The 12,676-nt window shown below is 56.9% G+C and carries 13 protein-coding genes and 1 other RNA gene; 5 read left to right on the plus strand and 9 right to left on the minus strand.

The window, feature by feature from the left end; translation table 11 throughout:
• Positions 1-162: 162 nt before the first annotated feature.
• The 6 genes from gcvH to V3W49_RS19355 form a co-directional block, all read right to left on the minus strand.
• Positions 163-549 carry a glycine cleavage system protein GcvH gene (gcvH, locus tag V3W49_RS19330; RefSeq protein ID WP_500147656.1) on the minus strand — a complete coding sequence of 129 codons (387 nt, stop codon included), beginning with the start codon at positions 547-549 and terminating at the stop codon, positions 163-165.
• 92 nt (positions 550-641) lie between these two features.
• Complete coding sequence (gene gcvT / locus V3W49_RS19335; RefSeq protein WP_500147657.1) at positions 642-1,736, minus strand: glycine cleavage system aminomethyltransferase GcvT; 1,095 nt, start codon at positions 1,734-1,736, stop codon at positions 642-644.
• Positions 1,737-2,157: 421 nt separating this feature from the next.
• Complete coding sequence (ubiI, locus tag V3W49_RS19340) at positions 2,158-3,357, minus strand: FAD-dependent 2-octaprenylphenol hydroxylase (RefSeq protein WP_500147658.1); 1,200 nt, start codon at positions 3,355-3,357, stop codon at positions 2,158-2,160.
• A gap of 11 nt (positions 3,358-3,368) precedes the next feature.
• Positions 3,369-4,547 (minus strand): 2-octaprenyl-6-methoxyphenyl hydroxylase, encoded by a 1,179-nt coding sequence (gene ubiH, locus V3W49_RS19345; protein ID WP_500147659.1) that lies wholly within the window; start codon positions 4,545-4,547, stop codon positions 3,369-3,371.
• The gene (gene pepP / locus V3W49_RS19350; protein WP_500147660.1) at positions 4,544-5,857 is read right to left on the minus strand and encodes a Xaa-Pro aminopeptidase; all 1,314 of its coding nucleotides are present in this window, start codon (positions 5,855-5,857) and stop codon (positions 4,544-4,546) included. The genes ubiH and pepP overlap by 4 nt, the downstream gene beginning before the upstream one ends.
• A gap of 15 nt (positions 5,858-5,872) precedes the next feature.
• Positions 5,873-6,451: a YecA/YgfB family protein gene (locus V3W49_RS19355; protein WP_500147661.1), complete on the minus strand. Its 579-nt coding sequence runs from the start codon at positions 6,449-6,451 to the stop codon at positions 5,873-5,875.
• Between the two features lie 169 nt (positions 6,452-6,620).
• Here V3W49_RS19355 and zapA point away from each other — a divergent pair, with 169 nt between their 5' ends.
• The 3 genes from zapA (at position 6,621) to V3W49_RS19370 (ending at position 7,790) form a co-directional block, all read left to right on the plus strand.
• Positions 6,621-6,950, plus strand: coding sequence for a cell division protein ZapA (gene zapA, locus V3W49_RS19360; protein WP_500147662.1), 330 nt, complete (start codon positions 6,621-6,623; stop codon positions 6,948-6,950).
• A 42-nt stretch (positions 6,951-6,992) separates the two neighbouring features.
• A non-coding RNA gene (gene ssrS, locus V3W49_RS19365) (6S RNA) lies at positions 6,993-7,176 on the plus strand.
• A 32-nt stretch (positions 7,177-7,208) separates the two neighbouring features.
• Entirely contained in the window at positions 7,209-7,790 is a 582-nt protein-coding gene (locus V3W49_RS19370) for a 5-formyltetrahydrofolate cyclo-ligase (protein WP_500147663.1), read from the plus strand.
• Between the two features lie 4 nt (positions 7,791-7,794).
• On the opposite strand, the gene V3W49_RS19375 is transcribed toward V3W49_RS19370, so the two are convergent.
• Entirely contained in the window at positions 7,795-8,679 is an 885-nt protein-coding gene (locus tag V3W49_RS19375) for a LysR family transcriptional regulator (protein ID WP_500147664.1), read from the minus strand.
• A 107-nt stretch (positions 8,680-8,786) separates the two neighbouring features.
• On the opposite strand from V3W49_RS19375, the gene V3W49_RS19380 reads away from it, so the two are divergent.
• Positions 8,787-9,230 carry a PACE efflux transporter gene (locus tag V3W49_RS19380; protein ID WP_500147665.1) on the plus strand — a complete coding sequence of 148 codons (444 nt, stop codon included), beginning with the start codon at positions 8,787-8,789 and terminating at the stop codon, positions 9,228-9,230.
• Between the two features lie 50 nt (positions 9,231-9,280).
• On the opposite strand, the gene serA is transcribed toward V3W49_RS19380, so the two are convergent.
• The gene (gene serA / locus V3W49_RS19385; RefSeq protein ID WP_500147666.1) at positions 9,281-10,519 is read right to left on the minus strand and encodes a phosphoglycerate dehydrogenase; all 1,239 of its coding nucleotides are present in this window, start codon (positions 10,517-10,519) and stop codon (positions 9,281-9,283) included.
• Between the two features lie 293 nt (positions 10,520-10,812).
• A complete protein-coding gene (gene rpiA / locus V3W49_RS19390) occupies positions 10,813-11,472 on the minus strand; it encodes a ribose-5-phosphate isomerase RpiA (protein ID WP_500147667.1) in 660 nt (219 codons plus the stop codon).
• Between the two features lie 146 nt (positions 11,473-11,618).
• On the opposite strand from rpiA, the gene argP reads away from it, so the two are divergent.
• Complete coding sequence (gene argP, locus V3W49_RS19395) at positions 11,619-12,509, plus strand: DNA-binding transcriptional regulator ArgP (protein ID WP_500147668.1); 891 nt, start codon at positions 11,619-11,621, stop codon at positions 12,507-12,509.
• Positions 12,510-12,676: the final 167 nt, after the last annotated feature.

Below are 12,676 nucleotides of genomic sequence, written 5' to 3' on the forward strand. Positions count from 1 at the left end.
AAAATAACAGGGGCCAGGAGATGTCCGGCCCCACGTTTGCTCTCACTAATTCAGGATGCGGACAGGCGACAAGTGAGCACATCCCCGGGAACATAGATGACTATGTTCCCGGGGTGAGAGCACGCCGCCAACGTGCCTGCAGCCTGAAGTATGACGAGCAAATTATTCGTCCAACAGGGCGGTATAGGCTTCGGCGTCAAGCAACGCAGCGACTTCTGCTTCATCGCTGGCTTTAATTTTAAAAATCCAGCCGCCTTCATAAGGTTCACTGTTCACCAGTTCCGGGGAGTCGCTCAGTTCATCATTTACCGCGACAATTTCACCGCTCACCGGCGCATAGATATCCGACGCCGCCTTAACGGATTCCGCGACCGCGCAGTCGTCTCCCGCGCTAACCGTGGCGCCCTGTTCCGGCAGGTCGATGAACACCATATCGCCCAACAGTTCCTGGGCATGCTCGGTAATGCCGACGGTGTAAGTGCCATCGGCTTCCTTACGCAGCCATTCGTGCTCTTTGCTGTATTTCAGTTCGTTCGGCACATTGCTCATTTTTGTTCTCCTGAATTGTTCGGTATCCACTGCGGGCGGCCTTCAATATGGCGTGAGGCCGGCCCTAATTTGCTAAAGCGATATCACATCGGTTACGCGACTGGTTTACCCGCGCGCACAAAAACAGGTTTAGTGACTTTTACCGGCATCTCGCGATTGCGGATCTGCACGATGGCGGTGTCGCCAATGCCCGCCGGCACTCGCGCCAGCGCAATGCTGTAGCCCAGGGTCGGCGAAAAAGAGCCGCTGGTGATCTTCCCTTCCCGCAAATTGCCTTCGGCATCGGTAAAGCGTACCGGTAGGTCATTACGCAGTACGCCCTTATCGGTCATCACCAGACCAACCAGCTGTTCGGTGCCCTGCTCGCGCTGCGCCTCCAGCACCTCGCGGCCGATAAAGTCACGATCCGTCGGTTCCCAGGCGATAGTCCAGCCCATATTCGCCGCCAGCGGCGATACGCCTTCGTCCATCTCCTGGCCATACAGGTTCATACCGGCTTCAAGACGCAGCGTATCCCTGGCGCCAAGGCCGCAGGGCTTCACGCCCGCTGTCACCAGCTGCTGCCAGAACTCCGCCGCCTGTTCATTGGGCAGGGCTATCTCATAGCCCGCTTCGCCGGTATAACCGGTAGTAGCGATAAACAGGGAACCGGCCTGGACGCCAAAAAATGGCTTCATTCCTTCTACTGCCGCGCGCTGCTGGTCGTTGAACAGGCTGGCTGCTTTGGCCTGGGCGTCAGGCCCCTGAACGGCGATCAGCGCCAGATCGTCACGTACGGTAATCTCCACCTCGTAGTCAGTCGCGTGGCGGGAGATCCAGGCCAGGTCTTTTTCACGGGTGGCGGAATTCACCACCAGTCGGAACCAGTCATCGGCAAGGAAATAGACAATGAGATCGTCGATAACGCCGGCAGAGGCATTAAGCATGGCGGTATAAAGCGCCTTGCCCGGTTTGGTCAGTTTGGCGACGTCGTTCGCCAGCAGATAACGCAGGAACTCCCGGGTACGGCTACCGCGCAGATCGACAATGGTCATATGGGAGACATCGAACATCCCGGCATCGGTACGCACCGCATGGTGTTCGTCGAGCTGGGAACCGTAGTGCAGCGGCATCATCCAGCCGTGGAAGTCCACCATGCGCGCACCGCAGAGATTATGCTGTTCAAACAAAGGGGTCTGTTGAGCCATCTTTTCCTCGTTTTCCATTCAGATGGGCGGCAATGTTCGTCCGCCAAAACAACGGGCGAAACCCGGCGCCGATGCCACAACGGACATGGACGCAAACGTTACCTTTGCATTGAACTTACCACCGAAAGGACGGCTGAACCATAAGCAGACACATTAGCGAATGGCGCCAGGGATGTACGAAGGAGACAGAGAGTCCAACTGGGAAAACGCGAAACAACGCACACAATCGCGCAATTTTCGGGTCAAAAACCAGAATCAGATAACATTTATGATAAAAATAAAAACAATTTCACTACATCGCACTATGCCTGGAATAAAAAAAACTAATGCGAAACAGGCAATGAAATTAGAATATTTCAAATGAGGCAGTGCTCCCGGCGGATGCCGGGAGCAGGAGAGTGGCAGAACCTGTTTCAGTTGGCTATTTTAGCCACTCTGGCAAATCATTCAGCCCCATCGCCTGGCGGATCAACTGAGGCTTCACACCGGGCAGCGTATCGGCCAGCTTCAGCCCCAGGTCGCGTAGCAGCTTCTTCGCCGGATTATTACCTGCAAACAGCTCCCGGAAGCTCTGCATACCCGCCAGCATCAGCGCGGCGCTGTGCTTACGGCTGCGCTCGTAGCGCCGCAGATAGAGGTGCTGACCAATATCCTTACCGCCTGCGTGCAGCCTGCGCAGTTCGGCAATCAATTCCGCTGCGTCCATAAAGCCCAGATTTACCCCCTGCCCCGCCAGTGGATGAATGGTGTGCGCGGCATCGCCCAACAGCGCCAGACGATGACCGGCAAACTGGCGGGCATAGCGACCCATCAGCGGAAAGACCTGACGCTCGCTTTCAAGCTGACACAGGCCAAGACGCATATCAAACGCCACCGACAGCGCCTGATTAAAGGTCGCTTCATCAACCTGCTGCATCCGCTCGGCTTCGAGCGGCGGCAGCGACCAGACAATAGAACTTTGACAAGGATCGCTCAGAGGCAAAAACGCCAGAATGCCGGAGCCATGGAACACCTGACGCGCCACGGCCTGATGGGGTTCCGCGCTACGGATGGTGGCAACCAGCGCATGATGCCGATAGTCCCAAAAGGTTAGCGGAATATCGGCCTGCTGACGCAGCCAGGAGTTCGCGCCGTCTGCGCCCACCACCAGTCGGGCGGTCAGCATATTGCCATCCTTCAGGGTCAGGAAAGCCTCATTTTCTCCCCAGGCGACCTGCTGCATGTGCGCCGGCGCCATTAGCGTTATATCGGCGCACTGTTGAGCCTGTTCCCATAACGCCTGATGAATCACGGCATTCTCGATGATGTAGCCCAGGTGGCTAAAGCCAAAGCTGCTGTCGTCAAAGGCGATACGCCCAAAGCTGTCGCTGTCCCACACTTCCATGCCGTGGTAGCAGCTGGCGCGCTGCAAAATCGTCGGCCATACGCCGAGGTGGGTCAGCAATTTCTCGCTGGCGCCGTTTATCGCCGAAACCCGCAGCGCCGGTGGCGCCTGGGGATCCAGCGCTTCCGGCACCTGCTGCTCCAGAACGGCAACACGCAGGCCACTGCCCTCCAGGCCGCAGGCAAGGGCCAGCCCCACCATGCCGCCGCCGACAATTGCCACATCTACGCTTTGCACTATGACTCTCCTTAACGAACCACCCTACCCAGGGTACGATGCGCCAGCGCATCGCGCACCGGCGTAAGATAATCCATCGCCATCAGGCCAAGATTGCGCCCCACCACCAGCGGCGCCCAGCTATTGGCAAAGAGCTGCACCAGACCGTCGGTCACGCCGACGGTAGCAGCCCGATCCTGACGACGGCGAGACTGGTAACGCTCCAGCACCGGCCACAGACCAATGTCCTCGCCCTGGCGCCATGCCGCAGTCAGGATTTCGGCCAGCGTCATCACATCGCGCATGCCCAGGTTAAAACCCTGCCCGGCAATGGGGTGCAACGTCTGGGCCGCATTGCCGACCAGTGCCAGACGATGGGTAGCCTTACGATCGGCCCGGGTCAGCGCCAGCGGATAGCTGCTGCGGGCGCCGGCGTGAGTTATTCGTCCCAGACGCCAGCCGAAAGCCCGCTGTAGCTCATTGCAGAAGCGCTCATCGCTCCAGGCCATGACCTTATCCTGACGGTCACGACGGTGGCACCATACCAGCGAGCAGCGATTTTGCGACATCGGCAACATCGCCAGCGGGCCGTCAGGGGTGAAACGCTCCCAGGCGCGCCCCTGATGCGCCATAGCAGTGGTGACGTTAGCAATAACGGCAACCTGATCGTAATCCTGCTGGTTCCAGCGAATGCCGCAACCGGCAGCCAGCGGCGAACGCGAACCATCCGCAGCCACCAGCACCTGACCGGTCAGCGTTTTCCCGCTTTCCAGCGTCACCGTCACCTCCTGCTGCGTGCGATGGCAGCCCGCTACCCTATCGGGGCAGTGTAGCGTCACACCCGGAGCCTCGCGCAGAAGATTAAACAGGCGCAGCCCGACGTCATGGAGTTCCACCACCTGACCCAATGCCTCAGTCTGATAGTCGCGCGCCTCCAGAATCACCGCGCCAGCGTGGCCGCGATCGCTGACCTGAACCTGCTCAATGGCAGTACCAATACCAGCAAGCGCGGGCCAGACGCCGATCTGCGCCAGCAACCGGCAGGTACCTTCAGCCAGCGCAATCGCCCGGGCATCAAAGCCGGGATGGGTCTGCGATTCAGGAGCGTGCACCTCAACCAGATGTACCGGAAGTCGGCCGCCGCTCAGGTGCGACAAAGCCAGCGCCAGGGTGGCACCGGTCATTCCTCCACCTACAATAATCACACTCATGCGCGCGCCGCCGCCATCAGGGCTTCAATATCGTCAGCCCGCTTAACCACGCCGTCCGTCAGATTCTGATTGCCGGTTTCGGTTATCACAATATCGTCTTCGATACGGATACCGATACCGCGATATTCCACTGGCACGTCGGCATCGGGCGCGATATAAAGCCCGGGCTCTACGGTCAACACCATACCGGGAGCCAAAGGCCGGGAACGGTCCGGGCCGTATTCACCAACGTCATGAACGTCCAGACCCAGCCAGTGGCTCAGCCCATGCATAAAGAAACGCCGATGGGCGTTCTCTTCCATCAACTGTTCCACACTCCCCTTTAGAATGCCCAGTCGGACGAGACCGCCAAGCATAATTTTCACCACTTCGCTGGTGACTTCCTGAATAGAGGTTCCGGGACGATATAGCGAAAGCGCGGTTTCCAGCGATTCCAGCACAATATCGTAGATAGCGCGCTGCGGCGCGCTAAAGCGCCCGCTCACCGGGAAAGTGCGGGTAATATCACCGGCATAGCCCTGATATTCACAGCCCGCGTCAATCAGCACCAGGGCACCATCGCGCAGTTCGCTTTCGTTTTCGGTGTAGTGCAATATGCAGCCGTTTTCCCCCGAACCTACGATAGTATTGTATGAGGGATATCGGGCGCCGTGACGATTAAATTCGTGGTGAATCTCGCCTTCCAGATGGTACTCAAACATTCCGGCGCGACATTTTTCCATAGCGCGGGTATGAGCCAGCGCCGAAATTTCCCCGGCGCGCTTGAGCAGCGCAATCTCTTCCGGCGATTTAAACAGGCGCATTTCATGCACCCAGGGGCGCCAGTCGGTCACCGTAGCAGGGGCGCTTAGATTCTGACGCGCGCCCTGACGCAGCTTTTCCAGCGCGCCGAACACAATCTTATCGGCCCAGGCGTATAACCCCTGGGCGTGGTAGACCACATCCAGACCATTCAGCAACTGCCAGAGTTGGGCGCTGATTTCACTCCATGGCAAAGCGCGATCGACGCCCAGCTTTTGCACCGCCGCTTCCTGACCCAGGCGCCGTCCGAACCAAATTTCAGCATTCTTGTCGCGAACGCGATTAAACAGCACGCTATGATTGTGATTTTCGTTACTTTTAATCAATACCAGCAGCGCTTCCGGTTCGTTAAAGCCAGTGAAATACCAGAAATCGCTGTTCTGGCGATAGGGGTACTCACTGTCAGCGCTGCGGGTTGCCTCTGCTGCAGCGAAAACCAACGCGGCGCTGCCGGGCGCCATCTGTGCCAGCAACGCCTGACGGCGACGCAAAAACTCTTGCTGTGTCATAGCACCTCCTGAAGTTTAATGAAGCGTCGGTTTTTGTACCTCCGGCGCGGTAGGAGCCGGGCGGTTGAAGGTGTCGTGGCAGAGCAGCGCGGCAACCCGCACGTACTCAATCACCTCCTCCAGCGACATTTCCAACTCTTCCTGATCTTCATCCTCGTCATAGCCCAGTTGAGCAATGTTACGTAGATCGTCGATCGCCTCGCCGGTTTCGTCTTTAACCTTATCAAGACCCGGCTGGGTCACGCCCAGGCCCAGCAGAAAGTGGTTGACCCACCCTGCCAGCGCATCGGCGCGTTCGAAGACGCTGGCGTCTTCGTCAGGCAGAAAAAGCTGAAAATTAAAGCCGTCATCCTCCAGCGTTTCGCCGGTGGCGGAGTGCATCTGACCCAGGGTATCACTAAGATCCTTACTAAAGGCCAGACCTTCATTGGTGAGTTCGTGCAGCAGCGTCCGCCAGCTGGCGTCTTTATTGCCGCCGCATAGCATTCCGCTGATCAGACCGTGCATTTCCGCGGGAGTCAGTCCCACGCCCTGTTGGTTGAGCAGCTGGCCGAGCGCGTCGTAACCAGGCATAGCGTTGTTTTGTATAGACATGCGCATTCGTCGTCGTTGGGAGGATGAGTTCTATGGTATGCTACCATTATGAACCCCGGAGATACCAGAAAAGGGCTTGTATCTTCGATGCGGTGTAGCTTATAGTGACGCCCCTTCGCCGCCCCGGGCGGTGGTGGAAGGCTGGCAATCAAACAGCAGGAAGGTGGGCATGTCTGCACAACCAGTCGATATCCAGATTTTTGGACGCTCCCTGCGGGTCAATTGTCCGCCCGAACAACGGGATGCTCTGAACCGGGCTGCGGAAGAACTCGATCAGCGGTTGCAGGATTTAAAAGATCGCACTAGAGTCACAAATACCGAGCACCTGATTTTCATCGCCGCACTTAACGTGTGCTATGAACTGGCCCAGGAAAAGGGCAAAACGCAGGAATATGCCGATAGCATGGATTTGCGAATTCGTACGCTGCAGCAGACCATCGAGCAGGCGTTGCTTGAGCAAGGTCGCAATTCCGAGCGAACGGGTGCAAAGTTTGAATAACGCTTCATGGTCAACTATGGTAGAGTGACCCTGAAGGAAAAAATTTCTCTGAGATGTTTGCAAGCGGGCCAGTCCCCTGAGCCGATATTTCATACCACAAGAATGTGACGCTCCATGTTCGGTGAGCATGCCCGGTCAGCCCGGGAAGCCTTAAGAATATGACGACGCATTCACCTTGAACCACGGGTTCAAGGGTTACAGCCTGCGGCGGCATCTCGGAGATTCCCCCCTCTTCTCAGCTACCATAACTCATGCATAATGACTGCCCAGACTCGTCAGCAAATCCGTCAAATCGTACGTGAGCGTCGTCGTGCCCTGAACGCCGACCAGCAACGGTACGCTGCCAGACTGGCCACGCAGCGGCTACTAAACTACACGCCAGTGCGTCAGGCCAAACGCGTAGCTCTGTTTCTCTCTTTTGACGGCGAACTGGATACCCGCCCGGCCATTGATGCGTTGTGGGCCGATAATCGTGAGGTATACCTGCCAGTTCTGCACCCGTTCAGCCCCGGCAATCTGCTGTTTCTGCGCTATACGCCGCATACCAAACTACAGAGCAATCATATGAAAATCGCCGAGCCGCCGCTGGACGTGCGCCAGGTATTGCCACTGGACAGGCTGGACGTTCTGGTGGTTCCTCTGGTCGCTTTCGACGCCTGCGGCCAGCGTCTGGGCATGGGCGGAGGTTTTTACGATCGTACGTTACAAAACTGGCGCAGCCATGGTTTATCGCCGGTAGGCTATGCGCACGACTGTCAGCAGGTAGAAAACCTGCCGGTCGAACCATGGGATATTCCCCTGCCAGCAGTGATAACGCCCTCCCGCCTGTGGCAGTGGTAAATGGCTATTCCCCACCCCGCATCAGCGCCACCAGTTCTCTGGCCCCTTGTCCCAACGGTTGCGCCTTATTCCATACCAGATGTACCGGCAGGCGCAGCGCATTTTCGGTATTGCCAAAGCGCAAACGAACCAGCTCGCCCCGAGCCAGTCGTTCGGCAATAAGCGTTTGGGGAAAGTTGCCCCAGCCCAGCCCCGCCCTCACCATCTCCAGCGCCATCGCAAAACTGTCGGCATACCAGCAGGAGGTGGCGACCTTCGCCCGGGCGTCCGCCAGCGGCCGACTACGGCTGGCAACTACAATCTGGCGCACCTGAATTAAATCCTCCAGCCAGCGCGGCGCCGCCTTTTTGGCAAGTAATGGATGATCCGCCGCCAGGGTCGCCACCAGCGCCTCATCATCCACCCACTGAAACTGCCACTGACTGTCAACCCGCAGCCCTCCCCATGCCAGCGCCAGACTGATATGCTGCTGTTGCAACAGGTGCAAAATATCATCCTGCGGTGCCTGAATCATTTCCACCTCCAGTAGCGGATAGCGTCGGGAGAGCAGATTTACGGCGCGTAGCAGCGCCTGAGGATTCACATCGGTCACGATACCGATAGTCAGCCGACTCTCCAGCCCACGGGAAAGCGCCAGTGCATGATTGTGCAGTTGGGTCAACTGGTCCTGCGCCGCTCTGACGTGCGGTGCCAGCGCCAGCGCCCGATCCGTCGGCACCGGTTCGCGGCGGCTGCGATCGAACAGCGCATAGCCCAGCTCCGCCTCCATATTGGCTACCGCCATGCTGACGGCTGATGGCACCCGCCGTAACGCCCGGGCCGCGGCGGAAAAAGAGCCGTGATCCAACACGGCAAGGAACAGTTCGATATTGTCGCGAGTAAAATGCATAAGACCAACCTGTCAGCAAAACTGATAGCTCCTGACTTTTTCTGTCAGTATCGCTGAGGCAATCTTAGCGCCCACATCATTATCAATAAACCCACAGAGAGGAAAATGTGCAGGGCGTAAAACGCAAACTGGTCTATGTTACCGTCTATGAAGTGCTGGGTATGGCGATCTCCGCGCTGGGGCTGGCTCTGCTTTCCGGCACCACGCCTACGACTACTGGCCCGCTATCGGTGATAATTACCACCATCGCCGTCTGCTGGAACTTTATCTGGAATACATTGTTTGAGTGGTGGGAAAGCCGCCAGGTTTTGCGTACCCGAACCGTGAAGCGGCGTATCTTGCATGCGGTGGTTTTTCAACTGACGCTGGTGATGTTCCTGATACCGCTAATCGCCTGGTGGATGGGCATTAGCCTGGTTCAGGCCTTTGTGCTGGATATGGCGCTTATCGTCATCATTCCCTGCTACACCTTCATCTATAACTGGGCGTTCGATAAGCTGTTTGGCGTGCCGACCTCGGCGCAGCCGGAAGCGGAAAGCGCGGCCCGATAAGCAAAAAGCCCCCGCAGGGAGGCTTTTTGCCAGTAACACGGAGCGCTGGTTCAGTAGAGCAAACGCGCGCGGATAGTGCCCGGAATCGCCTTCATTGCCTGCAGTGCGTTTTCCGCCACTGCTTCCGGCGCATCGATATCGATAACCACATAGCCCATATGCGGCGTGGTTTGCAGGTACTGGGCCGAGATATTAATGCCTTCGGCAGCAAAGATCTGGTTAATGGCCGTCAGCACCCCGGGGCGGTTTTCATGAATATGCAGCAGACGGCTCACGGTCGCACCATGATGCGGCAGGGAAACTTCCGGGAAGTTCACCGCCGAAAGCGTAGAGCCATTGTCAGAGTATTTAGCCAACTTACCGGCCACTTCCAGGCCAATATTCTCCTGTGCTTCCTGAGTGGAACCGCCGATATGCGGCGTCAGCAGCACATTGTCGAACTCGCACAACGGTGACGAAAAGGGATCGCTGTTGGTCGCGGGCTCGGTCGGAAACACGTCGATGGCGGCGCCCGCCAGGTGCTTACGGGAAAGCGCATCACATAACGCGGGAATATCCACTACAGTACCGCGCGAGGCGTTAATCAGCAGCGATCCGGGCTTCATTAGCGCCAGTTCATGTTCGCCAATCATATCTTTAGTGCTGGCGTTTTCCGGTACGTGCAGACTCACCACATCGCTCATATTCAGCAGATCGGAAAGATGCTGTACCTGAGTGGCGTTACCCAGCGGAAGTTTATTTTCAATATCATAGAAATAGACATTCATACCCAGCGATTCCGCCAGAATGCCCAGTTGGGTACCGATATGGCCATAGCCGATAATTCCCAACTTCTTACCGCGCGCCTCATAACAGCCCGCAGCCTGCTTATTCCAGATACCACGATGCGCTTTGGCGTTCGCCGCCGGCACGCCGCGCAGAAGCAGCAGCAGCTCACCAATCACCAGTTCCGCCACCGAACGCGTATTAGAGAACGGCGCGTTAAACACCGGCACGCCACGGCGGGCCGCCGCTTCCAGATCCACCTGGTTGGTGCCAATGCAGAAACAGCCTACCGCCACCAGCTTCTCAGCTGCGGCAAAGATCTCTTCGGTCAGATGAGTACGGGATCGGATTCCAATAAAGTGAGCATCGCGGATCGACGCTTTCAGCGCATCGCTGTCCAGCGCGCCTTTGTGATATTCAATGTTGGTGTAACCCGCGGCCCGCAGGTTATCCAGCGCTTTCTGATGCACGCCTTCCACCAGCAGGAATTTAATCTTTTCTTTCTCCAGTGATACTTTTGCCATTTCCCGACCCTGTCTTGTTGTAGATGCTGTGTCTGAACGACCGACCGAACATAAGTCCGCCTTCTGTCAACATATCAAAAATAGCGTTCCCGGCAATATGAACGTTTGCGTGGTCTTTTTTGAAGAAAAGTCATGATGATGCAAAAGCAGAACAAAACGTCGTGTGATAGAAATGTTACAGAACAAATGCGGGAGATGGGGAAAATATGTGACATATGTCACTAAAAAGACGGATATAAAAAATTTCGATAAAACCGGGGCATCACCCGCCCCGGTTCAGATAAAACCGGCGTTTATTTTACAATCGTTTTTACACCGTCTGCGCTACCGATCAATGCCACATCGGCACCGCGACGAGCAAACAGCCCTACCGTTACTACCCCCGGGATGGCGTTAATGGCGTCTTCTAACGCAATCGGATCCAGAATCTCCAGGCCATATACATCAAGAATTACGTTGCCGTTGTCGGTCACCACGCCCTGACGGTACTCCGGGCGCCCTCCCAGCTTCACCAACTGACGCGCCACGCAGCTGCGCGCCATCGGGATAACCTCTACCGGTAGCGGGAAGTTCCCTAAAACAGGCACCTGTTTGGAGCTATCTGCAATACAGATGAATTTCTGCGCCACGGAAGCAATTATTTTCTCTCGGGTCAGCGCCGCACCGCCACCTTTGATCATCTGCATCTGCTCATTAATTTCGTCCGCGCCATCCACGTAGATCCCCAGCGAATCCACGCTATTAAGATCAAAAACCGGAATGCCCAGCCCTTTAAGCTTTTCCGTCGAAGCGTCCGAACTTGATACCGCGCCTTCGATCTGGTGCTTCATGGTACCCAGCGCATCGATAAAATGGGCGGCGGTAGAGCCGGTGCCCACGCCAACAATGGTTCCCGGCTGTACGTACTGGAGAGCGGCCCAGCCGACCGCTTTTTTCAGTTCATCCTGCGTCATGATGGTTATGCCTGTTCGTGAAAGATGCCGGCATTATAGTGCATGGCGGCACAAAAGTGGCCAGGTCGGCGGCGATCCAATACTGGATCGAGGCCGAAATTGTGTCATAGTGCAGGGCACGATAAAAACAGGAGTATGACACAACAATGAAACGCCCGGACTACAGAACATTACAGGCGCTGGATGCGGTCATCCGCGAGCGGGGCTTCGAACGTGCCGCGCAAAAGCTGTGCATCACCCAGTCAGCGGTGTCTCAGCGCATCAAGCAACTGGAGAATATGTTCGGGCAACCTCTGCTGGTTCGCACCGTTCCTCCACGCCCGACCGAACAGGGGCAAAAGCTGCTGGCGCTGCTGCGCCAGGTGGAACTGCTGGAAGAGGAGTGGCTGGGGGATGAATCCGGCTCCACACCGCTGCTGCTTTCACTGGCGGTGAACGCCGACAGTCTGGCGACCTGGCTGCTGCCCGCGCTGGCGACGGTACTTTCTGACTCCCCCATTCGTCTGAATCTTCAGGTTGAAGACGAAACCCGCACCCAGGAACGGTTACGTCGTGGTGAGGTTGTGGGCGCTGTCAGTATTCAGTCCCAGGCGCTGCCGAGCTGCCTGGTGGATAAACTGGGCGCACTGGACTATCTGTTCGTTGGCTCAAAGGCTTTCGCCGAGCGCTATTTTCCCAACGGCGTCACCCGTTCAGCGCTACTGAAGGCGCCTGCGGTGGCCTTCGATCATCTCGACGATATGCACCAGGCCTTCCTGCAACAGAATTTCGACCTGCCACCCGGCAGCGTCCCCTGCCATATCGTGAACTCATCGGAAGCTTTCGTTCAACTGGCGCGTCAGGGCACGACCTGCTGTATGATTCCACACCTTCAGATCGAGAAGGAGCTGGAAAGCGGCGAGCTGATTGATTTAACACCGGGACTGTTTCAGCGTCGGATGCTCTACTGGCACCGCTTCTCACCGGAAAGTCGGATGATGCGCAGAGTGACCGACGCGCTGGTGTCGTTCGGCCATAAGGTACTACGCCAGGATTAGCCTGTTACCCTCACCCTTAAGGGATGTACGGTCCGGGGACATGGTAGACAGGTGTTCGGGGACATGGTGAACACTTTTTAACATCCTTTACGAGAGCGTTCAGAATTCTGTGTCACGTTAAAAATCCTACAGCGTCATCACCTTATTCAGCCGCCCGTCAAAATAAA

The sequence above is a fragment of the Rosenbergiella sp. YN46 genome, assembly GCF_036620675.1.
Classification (GTDB): domain Bacteria; phylum Pseudomonadota; class Gammaproteobacteria; order Enterobacterales; family Enterobacteriaceae; genus Jejubacter.

Excerpts from the sequence above, each read along its gene's own strand:
- gcvH (WP_500147656.1), bottom strand. The coding sequence starts at position 549 with ATGAGCAATGTGCCGAACGAACTGAAATACAGCAAAGAGCACGAATGG.
- gcvT (WP_500147657.1), bottom strand. The coding sequence starts at position 1,736 with ATGGCTCAACAGACCCCTTTGTTTGAACAGCATAATCTCTGCGGTGCG.
- ubiH (WP_500147659.1), bottom strand. The coding sequence starts at position 4,547 with ATGAGTGTGATTATTGTAGGTGGAGGAATGACCGGTGCCACCCTGGCG.
- pepP (WP_500147660.1), bottom strand. The coding sequence starts at position 5,857 with ATGACACAGCAAGAGTTTTTGCGTCGCCGTCAGGCGTTGCTGGCACAG.
- V3W49_RS19355 (WP_500147661.1), bottom strand. The coding sequence starts at position 6,451 with ATGTCTATACAAAACAACGCTATGCCTGGTTACGACGCGCTCGGCCAG.
- zapA (WP_500147662.1), top strand. The coding sequence starts at position 6,621 with ATGTCTGCACAACCAGTCGATATCCAGATTTTTGGACGCTCCCTGCGG.
- V3W49_RS19370 (WP_500147663.1), top strand. The coding sequence starts at position 7,209 with ATGACTGCCCAGACTCGTCAGCAAATCCGTCAAATCGTACGTGAGCGT.
- V3W49_RS19375 (WP_500147664.1), bottom strand. The coding sequence starts at position 8,679 with ATGCATTTTACTCGCGACAATATCGAACTGTTCCTTGCCGTGTTGGAT.
- serA (WP_500147666.1), bottom strand. The coding sequence starts at position 10,519 with ATGGCAAAAGTATCACTGGAGAAAGAAAAGATTAAATTCCTGCTGGTG.
- rpiA (WP_500147667.1), bottom strand. The coding sequence starts at position 11,472 with ATGACGCAGGATGAACTGAAAAAAGCGGTCGGCTGGGCCGCTCTCCAG.
- argP (WP_500147668.1), top strand. The coding sequence starts at position 11,619 with ATGAAACGCCCGGACTACAGAACATTACAGGCGCTGGATGCGGTCATC.